Source organism: Pseudomonas sp. microsymbiont 2 (assembly GCF_054788395.1).
Genome location: NZ_CM139112.1, coordinates 3,489,629 through 3,509,099, shown reverse-complemented (window position 1 = coordinate 3,509,099; position 19,471 = coordinate 3,489,629). Strand labels below are relative to the sequence as shown.

Below are 19,471 nucleotides of genomic sequence, written 5' to 3'. Positions count from 1 at the left end.
CCATGAACTTTGCATGACAAAGCTTCGGTCCCGCAGCGACCGAGACGCCTTATGGCAAAGCGGCATCACGGCCGCCACTGACTGATTTCGAGAACCCGCACAAGGAACCCTGCAATGTCGCGCGGCATGCCCCAGCCAGCCCTTTCAGCCACCGCCGTGCAGCGTCGCGGCAAACCTGCCGGCAGCGAGCCGATGCTGCTCAAGCCCCTGGCCCAGGCTATCGCCTTGCTGATGCTGGCGAGCGGCGCCCAGGCCGCCCAGCCGTTCAGCTCGGCGTGGTTCAACGCCAAGGGGGCCTCCAGCGCGCCAGGCGCTGGCGTCGCTGCGGGCGGGGCAGGGCAGGTGCTGCCAGGGTCGCCACCGCCACTGGCCCAGCAGCAGCGGCTGAGTCAGCAGTTCCAGCGTTCGGTGGGCAACCTCAACAATACGGTGGCCGCCATCGCCGCCCAGCAGGCGGCCCAGGCCAACGGCCGCACCCTGGCCCAGGTGCAACCGCAGGTGGTGCCCAATGGCCTGGGCGAAGGCGGGCTGAAGGTCGACGAGAACCCGCTCACCCAAGGCTGGCTCAATGCCAAGGCGCCGCGGCAGAGCCAGTCTGGCGACAAGACCCAGGTGAGCATCGAGCAGACCGCCGACAAGGCCATTCTCAACTGGGAGACCTTCAACGTCGGTCGCGACACCACCGTGCGCTTCGAGCAGCAGGCGGACTGGGCCGTGCTCAACCGGGTCAATGACCCGAACGCCCGGCCGAGCCAGATCCATGGCCAGATCGAGGCGCCCGGCACGGTGATGCTGATCAACCGCAACGGTGTGGTGTTCAACGGTGCCAGCCAGGTCAACGTGCGCAACCTGGTGGCCGCCGCCGCGCAGATCAGCGACGAGCAGTTCACCCAGCGCGGCCTTTACGTCGACAACAACGGCAGCCAGGCCACCTTCACCAATGCCGCTGGCAAGGTGGTGGTCGAGCGTGGTGCGCGGATCAGCACCCGCGAGCCCGCCGGCTCCACCAGCGGCGGCGGCTATGTGCTGCTGCTGGGCAGCGAGGTGGGCAACGACGGGCAGATCATCGCCAGCAAGGGCCAGGCGACCCTGGCGGCGGCTGACGATTTCTATATCCGCCGTGGCCAGGGCACCGAGGCGAATCGCTATTCGACCACGCGCGGCAACGAAGTGGCGGGCAGTCTCAAGGCCGGCAGCAGCGCCGGCACGGTGGTCAACAGCGGCCTGCTCCAGGCCCCAGGCGGCGACATCACGCTGACGGGGCATCAGGTCGATCAGCGAGGTGTGGCACTGGCCAGCACCTCGGTGGACCGGCGTGGCAGCATCCACCTGCTCAACGCCGCCAGTGATGCCACCGGCAGCGTCAGCCTCGGGCCGGGCAGTGTCACCGCCGTACTGCTCGACGACAGCGCGGCGCTCGACAGCCAGCGCGAAGCCTCACGGGCGCTGGTCAATGGCATCAACGGCAATCTGGCCAGTGGGCGCTTCGACAACCTCAGCACCGTGATCGACCGTCCGGAGCAGTCGCGGGTGGAGGTGGTCAGTGGCGGCACCGTGCATTTCCAGGATGGCTCGCTGACCCTGGCTACCGGTGGTCAGGTGGCGGTCAGCGCCGGTCGGCGCAGCCTGGTCGACGACGGCGCGCGCCTCGACGTGTCCGGCGCGCTCGGGGTCAAGGTGGCGATGGAAAGCAACGTCATCAAGGTCAATGTCCAGGGCAACGAGCAGCGCGACGCCGCCGGCAACCGCGACAAGGGCGGGCTGATCAACAGCGATGTGTGGGTCGACGTGCGCGAACTGGTGCATGTGGCGGCCGGCGTCAATGGTCATGCCAGCGATCGTTGGTACACCGCCGGCGGCCTGCTGGAAGTGGGGGGCTACCTGGGTACGCGCAACCACAGCGTGGGCGAGTGGATGGCCCAGGGCGGCACCGTGACCTTCACTGGCCAGGACCTGGTCACCCGCGCCGGCGCCGAGATCAACCTGTCCGGTGGCACCCTGGCGGTGCAGGACGGCCAGGTCCGGCAAACCTGGCTGCGTGGCGAGGACGGGCGCCTTTACGAGCTGTCCCGCGCGCCGGGCGATCTGCTCTATAGCGGGATCTACCAGGGTTTCGAGGATAGCTCGACGCGCTGGAACCAGACCCGCCTGTTCTACAACCCGCTGATCGCGCCGCAACAGCGCTTCGAACAGGGCTACACCGTCGGTCGCGACGCCGGCAGCCTGGTGGTGGCCACCCAGGGCGCGTTGCTCGATGGCCGGCTGGTCGGCGAAACGTGGCAGGACGAGCGCCAGGCGCAGGCCCCGGTAGTTGGTCTGGATGGTTACAAGCAGGTTCACAGTGCCCGTGCCCGTGGCGCGCAACTGGTCATCGGCCAGCAGCTGCCGGGCTATCTCAGCGCCAGCAAGGACCTCGCGTTCAGCCTGAGCCCGGCGTTGCGCCAGGTGGCTGTGACCGCCGGCAGCCGTGGCACCAGTGCCGAGGCGCAGTTGCTCGCGCCGCTGGCGGACGAACGACTCGGGCGATTGGTACTGGACAGCGACCTGCTCAACGCTTTCGCGTTGGGGGGGCTGACCGTCGCCGCCAGTGAATCGATCCAGGTCGATGACGCGCTGCGCCTGGCCAATGGCGGCCAGCTGAACCTTTACGCACCACAGGTGCGGGTCGCGGCCGACCTGACGGCCAAGGGCGGGCAGATGGCGCTGGGCGATGTGCTGCGCCAGCGCGACGGCGCCGACCTGCGAGATATCGCGCTGACCACGCCGAGCGGCCTGCGCGCGCAGGTCCTGATCGGCGATGGCGTGCGCCTGGATGTCGGCGGCGCGCGCAGCGACCGCAACCTCGCCGAGGCCATGGCCTGGCGCAACGCTGGCAGTTTGTCGCTGCGCAGCTCGGGCGACGTGCTGCTGGGACAGAACAGCGTGCTGGAGGTCTCCGGTGGCGTGGTGCGCGGTGTGCGCAACCAGCTGAGCGGCGGCAACGGCGGTAACCTGACCTTGCATGCCGGCGTGTTCGACACTGGCGGCAACGGGCGCCTGCAATTGGATGGCGAGCTGCGTGGCTATGGCAGCGGCGCCGCTGGCACCCTCGATCTGCAGGGCGACCGCGTGCGTATCGGCGGCCAGGCCGATGGCCACGCCGTCCACCTCGGCGAGGACTTGTTCACCCGTGGCTTCGCTCAATACACCGTGCGCGGTATTCGTCAGTTGACCGTGGCCGAAGGCGTTCAGCTGCAAGCCACGCGGCCGGTGGAGCTGCTCGACGCCAGCCTGCCGGTCAACGACCAGGCCACTGTGTGGTTGCCGCCGCAGGTGCAAGAGAATGCGCTCAAGGGCGAGCTGGGCTTGCGTGGCGGGGCCAGCTTGAGCCTGGCCGCCGGGGATACCCGCCTTGCCCAGGTCGATCGCGAGGCGGCGTTGCTGGACGTGCGGCCTGGCGCCAGCATCCGTGTCGATGCGCTGCAGTCGATCGCCCTGAGCAGCACCGCGCAGTTGAACATGGACGGCTCGCTGCTGGCCGCCGGTGGCAAGGTAAGCCTGTTGCAGGCGCAACCCGAGACCGTCGCCAGCGGGATCGAGGAAAGCCTGCACAATCGCTCGATCCGTCTGGGCGGCGACGCCTTGATCGATGTCTCCGGCCAGGCGCTCACGGCGTTGGACAGCCAGGGGCGGCGCTACGGTCGGGTGAGCGCCGGCGGCAGCATCGTCATCGGCGGGCAGATCGATCACGCCAAGGGCGTCAGCGATGGTGCCTATCTGTTCGTCGACGTGGCCCGTGGCGCTCGTCTTCGCGCCGATGGGGCCAGCGCGGTGCTGGATATTCGCGGCCAGGGACCATTGCCGATGGCCAGTGCTGGCGGCAGCATCAGCCTGGCCTCCAGCTATGGCCTGCGCCTGGACGGCTCGCTCAGTGCCATGGCCGGCGGTGCCAGCGCGGCGGGCGGCAGCCTCGGCGTGGCGCTCGATACGGGACTGTACCGCAGGGATGGCTTGCAGGATGAGCTGAAGGTGCCACGCGAACTGGTGCTCGGCCAAGGGCGCGGCGCTGATGACGGATTGCGCTATGGCCATGCTCGCCTGGATGTGGGCGCGGTCGAGCGTGGCGGCTTCGCCAGCCTGGCGCTGCTCAGCGACGGGGTGCTGGCTTTCGACGGCGCGCTGGACCTGACGCTGGCCCAGGGCCTGCAGCTGTATGCCGGTTCCCTGGTACTGGCCGAGGGCAGCGCCGACGACAGCCGTATCCGACTGCGCGCCCCCTATGTCCGGCTGGCCGGCAGCAATCACCTGGGGGGCGACCAGACCTTGCGTCCGACCGTCAAGGGTGGGCTGTCGCAGCAGGCATCCAACGCCCTGCTGCAAGTCGAGGCCAACCTGCTCGAGGTGCGCGACGAACTCAGCCTGGGTGCGCATGGCAACCTTTCCCTCAGTGCTGGACAACAGCTGCAGTTCGATCGCCGTGGCTTTGCCCTGGCCCGCCTGCGCAGCGAAGGCGACATACGCTTCCTTGGCAGGGAAATTGGCTCGCTGCCGACCGAGTTGAGCAGCAACGCCGACCTGGAGCTGCTGGCCGCCCAGCTATACCCGGTGAGCGGCGCCTACGCCCGGGTGCGGACCACCCAGGATGCCACGCTGCGTGTCGGCCGGGTCGGCACCGCCACCCCGGATGTGCCCTTGTCGGTGTTCGGCCGGCTTCACCTCAGCGCCGGCCAGGTGGAGCAGGGCGGGGTGGTCCGGGCGCCGCTCGGCCAGGTGCTGCTGGGCGATGCCGGTGCGACCGGGCAGGACGTGCGTCTGCTGTCCGGCAGCATCACCTCGGTCAGTGCCGCGGGCCTGCGCATGCCTTATGGCGGTACGGTCGATGGCCTTAGCTACCTGTATGACGGCAAGCCGATAGGCCTGCTCGGCGGCAGCGGCGACATCGACCAGGGGGTGGTACTGGCTGGCAAGCGTATCGATGTGCAGGCCGGGGCGCTGATCGACCTGGCCGGCGGCGGCGAACTGACCGGCGCCGGTTTCGTTTCCGGGCGCGGTGGCTCCACCGACGCCCGCTACCATCCGCTGCTGCAGCTCGATGCCGACGGTCGCCTGGTGCTGCCGTCAGTGGCGAGCAACCCGGTCTATGCCATCGTGCCTGGGCTGGCCGTCGACTATGCGCCGCTGGCCGGCGAGGCAGGCGTGGCCGACCCTGCCATTGGTCAGCGCATCACCCTCGACCAAGGTGTTCCGGGTCTGGCGGCGGGCACCTACACCTTGCTGCCGGCCAATTATGCGTTATTGCCGGGCGCCTACCGCGTCGAGCTCAACGGCTTGGCCATGGCGGGCCCGCGCGGCGTCAGCCAGGCGATGCGCAACGGTTCCTGGACCACCTCGGGCAGCCTCTCGGTGGTCAACACCGGCATCCAGCAGCCATTGCCGGGGCAGGTCATCCTCACCGCCGCCGACACCCTGCGGCGCTACAGCCAGTACAACGAGATGTCCTACGCCAGATTCGTCAAGGCCGACGCCCTGGCCAAGGGCGTTCCGCGGGCGGCGCTCGAGGCCGATGGCAAGTGGCTGACCCTGCGCCTGAAGCCCAATGCCGACCCCGAGACCGCGTTCCGTTTTGCCGGTCAGGCCCGTTTCGACGCCGCCCGCGACGGACGCGGCGGCAGCGTGAGCGTGCTGGGCCTGGATGCCATCGAGATCCTCGCCGATGGCCAGGCCAGCGACTGGAACCAGCCCAATCGGGTTGCGCTGCGTGCCAGCGACCTCAGCGCGCTCAAGGCGTCGCGTCTGAGCATCGGCGCACGCCCGGAGGTGTTGTATGGCCAGGGCGGCAACATGCTGCGCTTCAAGGAATCGACCGCGAACATCCTGGTGCGCAGTGGCGCCGAGCTGCGCGCCGGCGAGGTGTTCCTCGCCACCGATACGGCGCGTGGCGCGATCGTCGTCGAGCAAGGGGCCGCGATCATTACCCTGGGCCAAGGCGCGGTGCCGTTCGATGCCAATGATGGCTACCTGATCGACCCCAATGCCCATAGCCTGCTGGCGCTGTCCAATGGCCGCCTGGACGTGCTGCCATCGGTGGCCGGCGACTTCTTCGCCCCAGGCAGCATCCTCATCGGCGGCTGTTCGTCGGGCAACTGCGCAGGGGAGACCCGGCTGTATTCGGAGGGTTCGCTGTTCGCCGCGACCGACCGCACCTTCAGCCTCGATGATCAGGTCAGTTTCGGCACCCGCCACCTCGGCCTGGCGGTGGGGCGGATCAACGTCGGTTCCGCCGCCGCGCTGGCCGACGCGGCCAGCGCCGGGGTGCTGGGCCAGGGCTTGACGCTCAACCAGCAGGTTCTCGACCGCCTGTTCCAGGGCCGCGCTGCCGACGGCATCCCCGGCCTGGAGACCCTGTCGCTGAGCGCGGCGGATTCGCTGAACTTCTTTGGCGACAGCCGGCTCGACACTTATGACCCACTGACCGGGCGCAACCGAGTGCAGCAACTGATCCTCGGCACGCCGGCCATCTATGGCCATGGCACGGCCAGCACGCGCGCGACCATCCGTACCGGCAGCCTGGTGTGGAACGGTGCCCGCACATTGCCCGGCGCCCCCGTCGCCGGTGGCGCGGGCAGCGGTGACGGCGTGCTCGAACTGCGCGTGGAAGACCTGACCTTTGGCTACGGCCCGGCCAGCCAGCCTGATGGCACCGCCAGCATGAGCCGCCAGACCTTGGGTTTCAGCCAGGTCGACATCCATGCCAGCCGCCAGGTCAGCGCCAACCATGCCGGCGCGTTGCAGGTCTATCACCAGCGTGGCGCCTGGCAGCCCGAGGGCGGCTTCCAATACAGCGGAGGCAACCTGCTGGTGGACACCCCGCTGTGGACGGGTGCCGCCGGTTCGATCAATCGCATCACCGCCGGCGGCCAGTTGCGCGTGACCGGCGGCGGCGGTGCGCTGGCCAGCGGCCGCGATGGCGTGGGGGCCGAGCTGGCACTCAGTGGCCGGCAGGTGACCCTCGACGGCACCTTCAGCCTGCCCAGCGGCAAGCTGAGCGTCACGGCGCAGCAGGAGCTGATCCTGGGCGAGCGCGCACGCATCGACCTGGCCGGGCGCCGCCTGAGCTTCAACGACGTGACGCAGTACAGCTGGGGTGGTGACCTGCTGCTGACCAGCGCCACGGGAGACATCCGCCAGGCGGGCGGCAGCCTGATCGACTTCAGCGCCGCCAACAACCGCGCCGGTCGCCTGAGCGCCACTGCCCTAGGCGGCCAGGTCAGTCTGTTGGGACAAATCCTCGGCGCCGCCAGTGGCGACTATGACGCGGGCGGTACGCGGGTGCCGTATGCCCAGGGTTCGCTGGAGATCCGCGCGCGCCAGGTGGACGACTTCGCCGGGCTCAACCAGCGCCTGAATCGCGATCAGGTACTGGGGGCTCGCAGCTTCCAGATCACCCAGGGTGACTTGGTCATCGGCAGCGAGCTCAAGGCGCGCGCGATCAACGTCTCGCTGGACAACGGCCAGTTGACCGTGACAGGCACCGTCGATGCCAGCGGTGCCCAGGTCGGCAGCATCCGTCTGGCGGCCAACCATGGCCTGACCCTGGCCACAGGTGCCGTGCTGGATGCCCATGGCAGCCTGCTGCGGGTCGACAGCCAGGGCGCGATCATCGATGCGCCGAACCGAGCAGTGATTGAACTCGACAGCGGTGACGGGCTGCTGACGCTGAGCTCCGGCGCCCGTCTGGACCTGCGCCACGGCACCGCGGCCAGCGCCGGCCAGCACGACGGGCGCGCCCGTGGCACGCTGCTGCTCACGGCGCCAAGGGTAGGCGGCGACATTGCCGGCGATATCGCCATCGATGCCCGTGGCCGCCTGGACATCCTGGGCGCCCAGTCCATCGCGGTGGTCGGCAACCAGCGCTACGTCGACGCGCCTGACGGAGGCACCGCAGCCAGTGGCCGTCCGTACCAATACATCGACCAGGCCTACCTCGACGCCAAGCATGCGCGCAATGCGCTGTTCGTCGATGCCGTGCTGGCCAACCGCGACCTGCTCGACAATCGCCTGGCCGCGCTGACCGATGCCGCTTACGCCCAGGCCCTGCATGTGCGCCCAGGCCTGGAAATCGCCACCCGCGACGACCAGACCGATCTGGTGGTGCGCGGCGACCTCGACCTGTCCGGCCACCGCTACGCCAGCCTCAACCCGTCCACGGCGCAGACCATGTCCCGCGGCTCCGGCGAGGTTGGCCACCTGACCTTGCGCGCCGGCGGCAACCTCGAAGTCCATGGCAGCATCAGCGACGGCTTCCTGCCGCCGGAACTGGCCACTGGCAGCGATCGCCTGGACGGCCGTGGCTGGATCCTGGTCCCGGGCACGCAGCCGTTCAAGAGCGATCTGGTGATCCCGCGCAGTGGCGTCGAGCTGGCGGCCGGCACGCGCTACCCGGCTGGCAGCACGCTGAATTTCGACCTGCCGTTCGCCGACACCTCGCTGCCGGCCAATACGCGTCTACCGAGCACGCTGATCTTGGCCACGGCCCTGACCCTGCCGGCCGGCACCGTGCTCGACGCCGCCGTGCGCGATGCCGCCGGCAATGTGCTGTATGCCGCCGGCAGCCTGCTCGAGCAGGCGGTGACCCTGGCCGCCGATACCCAGCTGGATGCCGGCAGTCGCCTGCCGGTCGGCGTGGCCGTGCGCGGCGGGGTATGGCGTAAAGGGGTCGCCCTGCCCACGGGAGGCCTGACCCAGCGTGGCGCGCTGGCCCTGGCAGTGGGCGCGCTGCTGCCGGCGGGCACCGATGTCAAGCTACCCACGGGGGTGTTCTGGGTGGATCTGCGCCAGGAAGTCGCGGGCCAGCAGGGGCGCAACTGGGCGCTTGGGCAGATGTTGCCGGAGGGCTCGCAATCCTGGTCGATGCGCCTGGTGGCCGGTGCCGACCTGGACGCCGCGGACAGCCGCATCACCCGAGCGGAGCCCGAGGCCGGTACGTTGCGCCTGGCCGACCAGCACTACATCGCCACACGCGTGGTGGAAACCACCCCGCCGACCATCAGCTATGTCTGGACCAAGCTGGCCGTGGGGCGAGTGCCCGGCCAGCCGGTGCCGGCCAACCTCCTGCCGTTGTGCACCGCACGGCCGACCTGGTGCCAGAAGATCGAGACCCCAGGGGGCGTGACCAAGGCCCAGATCACCGCGCAGACCCAGCTGTTCAGCGTGCTGCGCACGGGTACCGGCGATCTCGAACTGCTCAGTGCCGGCGACTGGCGCATGGATTCGTTGTACGGCGTCTACACCGCTGGCACCCAGGCCCCGGCCCTGTTGACGCAGGGCGTGGACCCGCACCAGCTGCCCCGTGGCCTCCAGGCCGACGGTAGCGTGCTTGGCGCCTTGGGCGCGGGCTATGAGTCGACCGCCGCGCAGTACCGTGCCTGGTATCCGCACCAGGGCGGCAATCTGTTGATTGCCGCAGGTGGCGAGCTGACCGGCAACCTCGTCGGCCCCAAGAGCACCGATCTGGTGACGCGTCGCCAGACGCCGTCCGCCGCTGTCGGCAACTGGCTGTGGCGCCAAGGGCAGACCGACGCTGGCACGCCCGCCGCCTGGTGGCTCAACTTCGGCAGCTTTGCCCAGGACCCGGCCAGCAACCCGACCTTGCCCTACCTGGTCGGCTTCACCGGCTTCGGCACGTTGGGTGGCGGCAACCTGGACGTTCGCGTGGCTGGCGCGGCCGGCCTGGTGCAGTCCAGTGGCGTCGACATCGTCGAAGTCGAGCGCAGCAGGGGCCTGAATCTGGTGGTGGCCAGCACCGGTCGAGTGACCGCCGACGGCCGCCTGGTGCAAACCGGTGGCGGTGACCTCGACCTGCGCGTAGGGGGCGGATTGAATCCGGGGCTGGCCGCGCTGACTGCCGCGGACACCTTGATGGACCTGCAGGGCACGCTGGTCAACCTGCGTGGCGCGTTGCAGGTGGAGGCGGCCAGCATCGGGCTGTTGCAGTCCATCTATGGCAGCTACGGGGTCGAGCAGGACAACAGCGAGTCCCGGGCCTACGATCCCTACACCGCCACCCGGGCCAAGGCCTGGGGTGGCGTGACGCTGATGCCCGGCGACAGCGGCGTGCGCCTGCGCAGCCGTGGCGACCTGGTGGTGCAGGGGGTTGGCGATCCGGGACGGGTGCCGACGTTCAACAGCACACCGTTCACCGCTGACGATGGCACGTGGATGCCGGGGCGCGGTAGCAGCTGGTTCTCGCTGTGGACACCACGGACCTCGGTCGAGCTGGTCAGCCTGGGCGGAGACCTGGCGCCGGTCGTGCAGAGTCGTTCCATTGCCGTGACCCGCAACCTGACGATCCATGGCGGTCGCGTGTTCTACCCGACGTCGCTCAGTGCCAGCGCGATCAGTGGCAGCCTGTACTATGGCGACTCGGTACGCAGCTCGGCGGGCCTGGCATCGCCGGAAAGCCTGATGACCGCGCCTTCGGCCAACACCCGTCTGCAGTTGCTCGCGGGGGATTCGATCTATGCCGGGGGCTACGCGGTCAGCCAGGCGGGCACCGACGCCTCGGCATTGGCAACGCCGTTGCGCCCCGCTTTCCTGGGCACCAGTACCGGCAACCTCGTTCTGTCGACCAACCTGCACGGCGAGCTACCGCGCAATGTCTGGGAAAACCCGCTCTTCAGCTTCGGTCTCAACACCTATGTCCAAGGCAGCGTGCGGCCGTCGGAGCCAGTGCGTTTCTACGCCCTGGACGGCGATATCGTCGGCCTCAACACGGGCGAGATCATCGAGTACCCCTTGCTGGGACTCAAGCTCTACCAGGGCGCCGGGCCGCTACGGATCATGGCCGGTCGCGACATCGTCAACGCCGGTACGGTGCTGGGTAGCCAGCGCGAGGCCGCCAACAATCTGGTGGCCGGTGGCGGGGGTGGCAACCTGTCGCGTGGCAACCTGGTCATCCATGGCGACAGCCATGATGTCTCGCTGGTCAGCGCGGGCCGTGACATCCGCCTGAGCAGCTTCAATGTCGCCGGCCCCGGCCAGCTCGAGGTGGTCGCCGGACGCAACCTGTTCCAGTCGGGCCCGGGGGTCGACTCGGCCTACCAGGAGGCGGCTATCACCAGCATCGGCCGGGTCGGTGGCAGCGGTGGCGGCAATGACGGCGCGTCCATCGCCATCATCGTCGGCGCTGGCAAGCAGGGGCCGGACTACGCTGGCCTGCTGACACGCTATCTGGACCCGGAGTCCCTGGCCGATCCTGCCCAGCCACTGAGTGCTCAATCGGGCAAGGTCGCCAGGGTGTACGATCAGGAGCTGCTCGCCTGGCTGCGCGAGCGCTTTGCCTTCGATGGCGATGGCGAGGCGGCACGGGCCTACTTCGCCACGCTGCCCGCCGAGCAACAGCGGATCTTCGCCAGGCAGCTCTATTTCGCCGAGTTGCGCGCAGGCGGTCGCGAGTACAACGATGCCGATGGCCCGCGCACCGGTAGCTATCTGCGCGGTCGTCAGGCGATCGCCGCGCTGTTCCCGGACAGGGACGTGGCCGGCAATCCGATCAGCTACAGCGGCAGCGCGACATTCTATGGCGGGGCCGGCATTCACACCGATTTCGGCGGCGGTATCCAGGTACTGACGCCGGGTGGCCAGCAGGTATTCGGCATCGAGGGCGAGGCGCCGCCGTCCTCCGCCGGGGTGATCACCCAGGGCAGTGGCGACATCCAGCTGTATTCCCAGGGCAGCATCCTGCTCGGCCAGAGCCGGATCATGACCACGTTCGGTGGCTCGATCCTCGGGTGGTCGGCCCAAGGCGATATCAACGCCGGGCGTGGCTCCAAGACCACGGTGGTCTACACCCCGCCCAAGCGTACCTACGACCTGTGGGGCAACGTCGGCCTGGCGCCGAGCGTGCCGAGCACCGGTGCCGGCATCGCCACGCTCAATCCGATCGCCGAGGTGCCACCGGGCGATATCGACCTGATCGCGCCGCTCGGTACCATCGATGCCGGCGAGGCGGGGATCCGCGTCTCGGGGAACGTCAATATCGCCGCGTTGCAGGTGGTCAATGCCGCCAACATCCAGGTCCAGGGCGACGCCAAGGGCATGCCGGTGGTGGCGTCGGTGAACACCGGGGCGATCGCTTCGGCCAGCGCGGCGGCCTCTTCGGCGACCCAGGCGGCGGAGGAGGCCGGGCGTGCGCAGCAGGCCGCGGCACGCCAGCGCCAACCGTCGGTGATTACCGTGCAGGTATTGGGGTTTGGTGGCGAGCGACTGGTGCCCGGACGCGATGGCGCGAGCCTGAACCCTCGGTACAACCACCAGAGCCCTGTGCAGGTGCTGGGCGCGGGCGCGCTGGACGAGCGTGCCAAGGCGCAGTTGACCGAGGAGGAGCGAGGCAATCTGTTGTTGTAGCCATCGCGGGGCGCAGCGGGTCACGCCAGCAGCAGGTAGCCTGCGCTGGCGACCAGCATCGCGGCCAGGCCACGGTTGAGCAGGCGCATCCATTTCGGTTCCGTGAGGTACTGGCGTATGACACTGCCCGCCCAGGCCCAGCAGGCCACCGAGGCGAAGCAGATCGGCATGTAGATCCAGGTGAACAGCCACAGCAGTTGCTGTTCACCCCCGGTGTACGCGCCGACGCCGGCCACGGCGGCCAGCCAGGCCTTGGGGCTCAACCACTGCATGGCGGCGCCATGCCAGGCGCTCGGCGCCTTGTGCCTCCCCGTGGTGTCGAGCCGACCATCGTCGCTGGCCAGCTTCCAGGCCATGTACAGCAAGAACAGTACGCCGCCGCCGTGCAACAGCTGCCCCGCGAGGGGCCAGCGCAGCAACAGTTCGTGTACCCCCAGCCCGACCAGCACCAGCAGCAGGCAGAAGCCCAGGGTGGCACCGGCCGCGTGTCCGAGGCTGGCACCGAGGCCATGGCGGGCGCCACTGCCAAGGGCGACGATATTGACCGGACCGGGAGAGATGGAGGCCGCCAGGGCGAAGGCGGCCATGGACAGGGAAAGGCTCATGCGGATGATTCCTTGTGACAGTCAGGGTCGGCACATCCTGAGTGGCGAGCCTGGGCGCGGTATTGAACAAAAATGCCCCGGACATGGTTGTTACAGCTTTTGTAATATTTTCGCGCTGTCGAAAAAACCTGCTTCGATTGTAGGATCACCTTCCCAAATTGCTATCAAGGTCTATATGAGCACCTTCGCGGAGCCCCCCAGTCCCTGGCCGACCCGGCCTTCCCCCCGCCGTCCCCGTGACGCTTCCCCTGTGAGTACCCGCTAATGGAATGGCTAGCCGACCCCACGGCCTGGCTGGGCCTGCTGACGCTTATCGTCCTCGAGCTGGTGCTGGGTATCGACAACCTGGTGTTCATCGCCATCCTTGCCGACAAACTGCCGCCCCATCAGCGCGATCGCGCGCGCTTGATCGGCCTGTCGCTGGCATTGATCATGCGCCTGGGCCTGCTGGCCAGCATCTCGTGGATGGTCACCCTGACCGCGCCGCTGTTCGAGATCTTCGGCAAGAGTTTCTCCGGTCGTGACCTGATCATGCTGTTCGGTGGTGTTTTCCTGCTGTTCAAGGCCACCATGGAGCTGCACGAACGTCTGGAAGGGCATATCGTGCAGAGCGCCGGTGCGGTGCGTCATGCCGCGTTCTGGCCTATCGTGGCGCAGATCGTGGTACTGGACGCGGTGTTCTCCCTGGACGCGGTGATTACTGCCGTGGGCATGGTCGAGCAACTGTCGGTGATGATGATCGCGGTGATCTTCTCGATCGGCATCATGATCGTCGCCAGCAAGCCGCTGACCCGCTTCGTCAACGCCCACCCGACGGTGATCATGCTGTGCCTGGGCTTCCTGATGATGATCGGTTTCAGCCTGACCGCCGAGGGCCTGGGCTTCCACATTCCGAAAGGCTACCTTTACGCGGCCATCGGCTTCTCGCTGTTGATCGAGCTGTTCAACCAGCTGGCGCGTGCCCGCCGCAAGCGCAGCGTGCAGCAGCACCGGCCACTGCGCGAGCGCACCGCGCATGCCGTATTGCGGCTGATGGGCGGGCGCCGGGTGGAAGCCGACGAGGTGGGCGAGGAAATCGCCGACCTGGTGGAAGGTGGCGAGGCGCAGGTGGTGTTCGACCGTCGCGAGCGGGTGATGATCAGTGGTGTGCTCAACCTGGCGGAGCGACCGATCCGCACGGTGATGACCGTGCGTGCCAAGGTCGACGCCATCGACTTGTCGCAACCGGCCGAGGCGATCAGCCAGGCCCTGGTCAACTCGTCGTACTCGCGCCTGCCGCTGATCCGTGACGGGCGTATCGAGGAGCCGCTGGGCTACGTGCACAAGAAGGAGCTGCTCAAGGAACTGCTGGCCGGCAACCAACCGGCACTGGAGCACCTGGCCCGGGCGCCATTGAACCTGCTGGAGAGCTTCAGCATTCTCAACGCCCTGGAGCAGATGCGCAGCCAGTCCACGCATATCGCCTTCGTGGTCAACGAGTTCGGTGACTTCACCGGCGTGCTGACCATGACCGATATCCTCGAGTCGATTGCCGGCGAATTGCCCGATGCCAGTGAGGTCGAAGGGCCTGGCGTGATCGAGGAGGAGGGCAGCTTCGTGGTCAGCGGTGCCTTGAACCTGGCCCAGGTGCAGGCGCGTACCGGTTTCGCCGCGCGTGCCACCGAGGACTACCAGACCCTCGCGGGCCTGGTGATGAGCTTGCTGGATCGCCTGCCGATGGTCGGTGACCGCCTGGCCTGGAACGGCTGGACCTTGACCGTGGTGGCGGTGGAGGAGCGTCGGGTGCGGCAGGTGCGCCTTACACAGAGCGTCGCCGCTGACGTAGCAGGTGCTTGAAGCCTTCAAGCACCAGCACCAGCACCGCGGCCCAGATCGGCAGGTAGGTCAGCCACTGATCCGGGCCGATGGTTTCGCCCAGCAGCAGGGCCACCGCCACCAGCAGCACGGGTTCGACGTAGCTGAGCAGGCCGAACAGGCTGAACGGCAACAGTCGGCTGGCCAGCACGTAGGCGATCAGGGCGCTGGCACTGATCGCCCCGAGCAGCGGGATCAACCCGTACAAGCCCGGGTGCTCGGCCAGATCCGCCGTCGACAGTGGGCCCTGGATCACGAAATACAGGGCCCACGGCAGCAACAGGCACATGTCGCACCACAGGCCGCCCAGGTGGTCGGTGCGGCAACGTCGACGCAGCACGAAATAGATCGGGTAACCGATCATCACCAGCAGCGTCTCCCAGGCGAAGCTGCCGTGCTGGTACAGCTCGTGGCCCACGCCCAGGGCCGCGCAACCCACCGCCACCTTCTGCAGGCGCGACAGGCGTTCGCCGTAGACCAGCCGTCCGGTCAGGACCATGGCCAGCGGCAGCAGGAAATAGCCCATCGACACCTCCAGGCTGCGCCCGTGCAGCGGCGCCCAGAGAAACAGCCACAGCTGCACGCCCATCAGCCAGGAAGTGCCTAGCATGCCCAGCAGCAGCAGGGGTGTGCGGCGCACCCGTGCGAGCAGTTCACCGACCCGTTTCCAGTCACCCGACAGCCACATGAACAGCGTCAGGCAGGGCAGGGTCAGCAGGGTTCGCCAGCCGAAGATTTCCTCGCCGTCCAAGGGGGTGAGCAGGGAGGAATAGAAATACATCACGGCGAACAGACAGGACGCCATGACCGACGAGAGAATGCCTTTTGACACGAGTGCCTCGGAAACGGGAAAGGTGAGCGGGTGGATCAGCCGCGCATGATCTCAGGGGCGCTGTCTTGCGGCAACCGCAGACTGCCGGGGCGCGCGGCCAAGGCCAGGAGCAGATCGCTGGCCGGCATCGGTCGGGCGAACAGGTAGCCTTGCTGGAAGTCCACGCCATGGCGCTCTAGGTAGTCGCGCTGGACCTCGGTTTCCACGCCTTCGGCGACGATGCCCAGGTCCAGCTTGGCCGAGAGTTCGATGATGGTGTCGAGGATGTGCTGGGACAAGGCGTCGCCGCCAATCATGGCGACGAAGCTCTGGTCGATCTTCAGGTAGTCGACGTTGAACTGGCGCAGGTAGTTGAGGCTGGACTGGCCCGTGCCGAAGTCATCGAGGGCGATCATCACGCCCATCTCGTGCAGTTTCTCGAACAGCTCCAGGGTGACCGGCGTGGGTTCGATCAGCTTGCGCTCGGTCAGCTCCAGGGTGAGCACCACGCGTCCGGGCGGGAAATGCTGGAGGAAAGTCTGGCAATCGTCGAGCAGGCCGAGGTCGCGGCAATGGTCGGCGGTGATGTTGATGCCGATGTGGAAGCCATCCTCGAGCAGCGTGGCGTGCGGCGACAGCGCCTGCGCGGTGTTCAGCATCAGGGCGCGGGTCATGGCGACGATCTGCCCGCTGTGCTCGGCGTAGGGAATGAACAGGTCGGGGCGAACCAGGCCCTCGCGGGGGTGTTGCCAGCGCATCAGCACCTCGACGCCAGCCCAGCGGTAGTCGCCTTTACGCACCACTGGCTGGAAATAGGGCAGGAACTCGCCGGCCTCCAGGGCGCGATTGAGCTCTGCGCGCGATGAGGTGGCGCGGCGGATCTGCCAATGGCAGGCGATGGCGGCGATCGCGCCGAGGATCAGCAGCAGCCCCAGCAGCGCCGGGTAGCGGGAGCGCATCAGCTGTGCCGGCTTCGACGGGCCGTAGCCACCATGCACGCTGAACGGGTAGCGCGTGGAGGATACGGTGACCGCCGCGCTGGCCGCGACCGGGGGCGTGCCGTTGCGCACCAGCCCGTCCTGGCCCATCCAGTGCTCGCCCACCTGCACCTGTAGCTGATCGTCGTCGGCGATAAAGCGCAGGGCGGTGAGCAGATGCCGGCCATCCACCGTGCTGATGGCGCCACGGTCGCCCTGGCTGATGCGGTATGCCAGCAAGGCATTGCCCGGCGTCACCGAATTGCCATCCATCAGCCATAGCTGCCCATCGGTGTAGTCGCGAGCATCCACGGGTTCTGCGAAATCACCGAACAGCGATGTGCAATAGAGATTGTCGTTGGCGAAGAGGTTGGTCGAGCGCACGAACGCATTGCGGGTCACCTCGGTGCGCAAGGCCAGCTGGACATCCTGGCAGGGTTGTCCGGCCTTGGGCAGCAGGTGGCGGGTGACGACCGAGAGGCTGTCGAGGATTTCTTCGATATGCCCCACGACATCGCGGGCGGTCGCCTCGCTGCTGGCTTGCAGTTCATGCTCGGTCTGCCAGCGCATCACGCCCATGCCGCACAGCAGCGGCAGCAGGCCCACCACCCAGGGCAACAGAGTGCGCCAACTCCAGCGGGCACGGTGCTTGGCGGTCAGGGGCATGCGCGGGTGAACCTTGTCGGTGGCGGTATCCTGCTGAGGATAGCCGCTTGTCGGCGACGCTCGCCAACTTAAAGCGCGACAAACTAATTTACGCACTGTAGAATCGATTTACGAATACAACAATAAGGTTCTCCGCCTCCCGGGGAATCCAGCCCGCCGAGAATGGGTCCATATGACATACCATGGGTTCAAGCTGATCATTGGTGACTTCCTTGCCCGCAGCGTGCGCGGTATCCCTTGCTCACCACCACCGCTGTTCGACATCCAAAGCAGGTAATCAACCGTTTTTTTGCTGCAGATGAGGACACGAACATGGCAGATATCTTCGACAACCCGATGGGCCTGGAAGGCTTCGAATTCATCGAGCTCGCCTCGCCGGCGCCCGGCGTGCTGGAACCTGTGTTCCAGATGCTCGGCTTCACCAAGGTCGCGACCCACCGCTCCAAGGATGTGCACCTGTATCGCCAGGGCGGCATCAACCTGATCCTGAACAACGAACCCAAGAGCATCGCCTCGTACTTTGCCGCCGAGCATGGCCCGTCCGTTTGCGGCATGGCCTTCCGCGTGCGCAATGCCCACGAAGCCTATGCCCGGGCACTGGAGCTCGGCGCCCAGCCGGTGGAGATCGAGACTGGCCCGATGGAGCTGCGCCTGCCAGCGATCAAGGGCATTGGCGGCGCGCCGTTGTACCTGATCGATCGCTACGAGGAAGGCAGTTCGATCTATGACATCGACTTCAAGTTCATCGAAGGCGTCGAGCGCAATCCGGTCGGCGCGGGTCTGAAGATCATCGATCACCTTACCCATAACGTGTACCGCGGACGCATGGCCTACTGGGCCGGTTTCTACGAGAAACTGTTCAACTTCCGCGAAATCCGCTACTTCGACATCAAGGGCGAGTACACCGGCCTGACCTCCAAGGCGATGACCGCGCCGGACGGCATGATCCGCATCCCGCTGAACGAAGAGTCCTCCAAAGGGGCGGGTCAGATCGAAGAGTTCCTGATGCAGTTCAACGGCGAAGGCATCCAGCATGTGGCCTTCCTCACCGACGACCTGCTCAAGACCTGGGATGCGCTCAAAGGCTTCGGCATGCGCTTCATGACCGCGCCACCGCAGACCTACTACGAAATGCTCGAGGAACGTCTGCCAGGGCACGGCGAGCCGGTCGACCAGCTGCAAGCCCGTGGCATTCTGCTGGACGGCGCTTCAGAGGCTGGCGACAAGCGTCTGTTGCTGCAGATCTTCTCGGAAACCTTGCTGGGCCCGGTGTTCTTCGAGTTCATTCAGCGCAAGGGTGACGATGGCTTCGGCGAGGGCAACTTCAAGGCCCTGTTCGAGTCCATCGAGCGCGACCAGGTGCGTCGTGGCGTGCTGAACGCCGAATAACCCGCTTCAGGCTCGAACCCCATCGCGGGGCCAGCCCGCTCCCACGTGAACGTGGGAGCGGGCTGGCCCCGCGATGCTTTTGTGGTGGCTAGCGATTGCGCAAGTAGCGAATGACCGCCTCGGCCACCCCGGCGGTGGATGCTGGGTTCTGGCCAGTGATCAGGCTGCCGTCCTGCACGACGAAGGATGCCCAGGGATTTTCGGCCAGGCTGTACTCGCCACCCCGGGCGCCGAGCTCGTTTTCGGTCAAAAATGGCACCACTTTGTCCAGTTCGGCCAGTTTTTCTTCGGTGTTTGAGAAGCCGGTCACCTGGCGTCCCTTGAGCAGCAGGCTGTTGTCACTGAGCTTGATGTTGAGCAGCCCCACCACGCCATGGCATACCGCCGCGACCGCGCCGCCGCGTTCGTGGATGCGCCGCGCCAGTTCCTGCAGTGGCTGGTTGTCGGGGAAGTCCCACATCACACCGTGGCCGCCGGTGTAGTAGATGGCGCTGTACTGCTCGGCCTTGACCTGGCCGGGGCTCGAGGTGGCGCCAAGACGGTTCATGAACGTCTTGTCGTTGTACCACTGCCAGTCCAGCTCCGGCGCCATCTGCAGGCTGTGCGGGTCGATCGGCACGTAGCCGCCCGCAGGGCTGACGTAGTCGACCGCGAAACCGGCCTGCTGCACCTTGTCGACGAAGTGCACGGCCTCACCCAGCCACAACCCTGTGGCTCGTTTCAAATCAGGATACTTGGCGGTATTGGTCAGCACGACCAGGATCTTCTTGTTCATCTGCGCATGC

Annotated in this window: 7 protein-coding genes; 3 read left to right on the top strand and 4 right to left on the bottom strand. The window is 67.2% G+C overall.

Annotated features, from left to right (window positions below):
• The first annotated feature begins 126 nt into the window (after positions 1-126).
• On the top strand, positions 127-12,384 hold the full coding sequence (locus ACYUME_RS15615; protein ID WP_460415612.1) for a filamentous haemagglutinin family protein: 12,258 nt from the start codon (positions 127-129) through the stop codon (positions 12,382-12,384).
• Positions 12,385-12,404: 20 nt separating this feature from the next.
• On the opposite strand, the gene ACYUME_RS15610 is transcribed toward ACYUME_RS15615, so the two are convergent.
• Positions 12,405-12,989: a LysE family translocator gene (locus ACYUME_RS15610; RefSeq protein WP_279880933.1), complete on the bottom strand. Its 585-nt coding sequence runs from the start codon at positions 12,987-12,989 to the stop codon at positions 12,405-12,407.
• 264 nt (positions 12,990-13,253) lie between these two features.
• On the opposite strand from ACYUME_RS15610, the gene ACYUME_RS15605 reads away from it, so the two are divergent.
• A complete protein-coding gene (locus tag ACYUME_RS15605) occupies positions 13,254-14,825 on the top strand; it encodes a TerC family protein (protein ID WP_460415610.1) in 1,572 nt (523 codons plus the stop codon).
• On the opposite strand, the gene rarD is transcribed toward ACYUME_RS15605, so the two are convergent.
• A complete protein-coding gene (rarD, locus tag ACYUME_RS15600) occupies positions 14,788-15,675 on the bottom strand; it encodes an EamA family transporter RarD (RefSeq protein ID WP_279880930.1) in 888 nt (295 codons plus the stop codon). The two genes, ACYUME_RS15605 and rarD, sit on opposite strands and share 38 nt — an antisense overlap.
• 35 nt (positions 15,676-15,710) lie before the next feature.
• Positions 15,711-17,297 carry an EAL domain-containing protein gene (locus ACYUME_RS15595; RefSeq protein ID WP_460415608.1) on the bottom strand — a complete coding sequence of 529 codons (1,587 nt, stop codon included), beginning with the start codon at positions 17,295-17,297 and terminating at the stop codon, positions 15,711-15,713.
• A 312-nt stretch (positions 17,298-17,609) separates the two neighbouring features.
• Here ACYUME_RS15595 and hppD point away from each other — a divergent pair, with 312 nt between their 5' ends.
• Positions 17,610-18,686 (top strand): 4-hydroxyphenylpyruvate dioxygenase, encoded by a 1,077-nt coding sequence (gene hppD, locus ACYUME_RS15590; protein WP_279880928.1) that lies wholly within the window; start codon positions 17,610-17,612, stop codon positions 18,684-18,686.
• An 88-nt stretch (positions 18,687-18,774) separates the two neighbouring features.
• Here hppD and ACYUME_RS15585 read toward each other — a convergent pair whose 3' ends face one another.
• Entirely contained in the window at positions 18,775-19,461 is a 687-nt protein-coding gene (locus ACYUME_RS15585) for a type 1 glutamine amidotransferase domain-containing protein (RefSeq protein ID WP_460415606.1), read from the bottom strand.
• Between the last annotated feature and the right edge of the window lie 10 nt (positions 19,462-19,471).

Coding starts and splice junctions, on each gene's coding strand:
- ACYUME_RS15615 (WP_460415612.1), top strand. CDS start 127: ATGCCCCAGCCAGCCCTTTCAGCCACCGCCGTGCAGCGTCGCGGCAAA.
- ACYUME_RS15610 (WP_279880933.1), bottom strand. CDS start 12,989: ATGAGCCTTTCCCTGTCCATGGCCGCCTTCGCCCTGGCGGCCTCCATC.
- ACYUME_RS15605 (WP_460415610.1), top strand. CDS start 13,254: ATGGAATGGCTAGCCGACCCCACGGCCTGGCTGGGCCTGCTGACGCTT.
- ACYUME_RS15595 (WP_460415608.1), bottom strand. CDS start 17,297: ATGCCCCTGACCGCCAAGCACCGTGCCCGCTGGAGTTGGCGCACTCTG.
- hppD (WP_279880928.1), top strand. CDS start 17,610: ATGGCAGATATCTTCGACAACCCGATGGGCCTGGAAGGCTTCGAATTC.
- ACYUME_RS15585 (WP_460415606.1), bottom strand. CDS start 19,461: ATGAACAAGAAGATCCTGGTCGTGCTGACCAATACCGCCAAGTATCCT.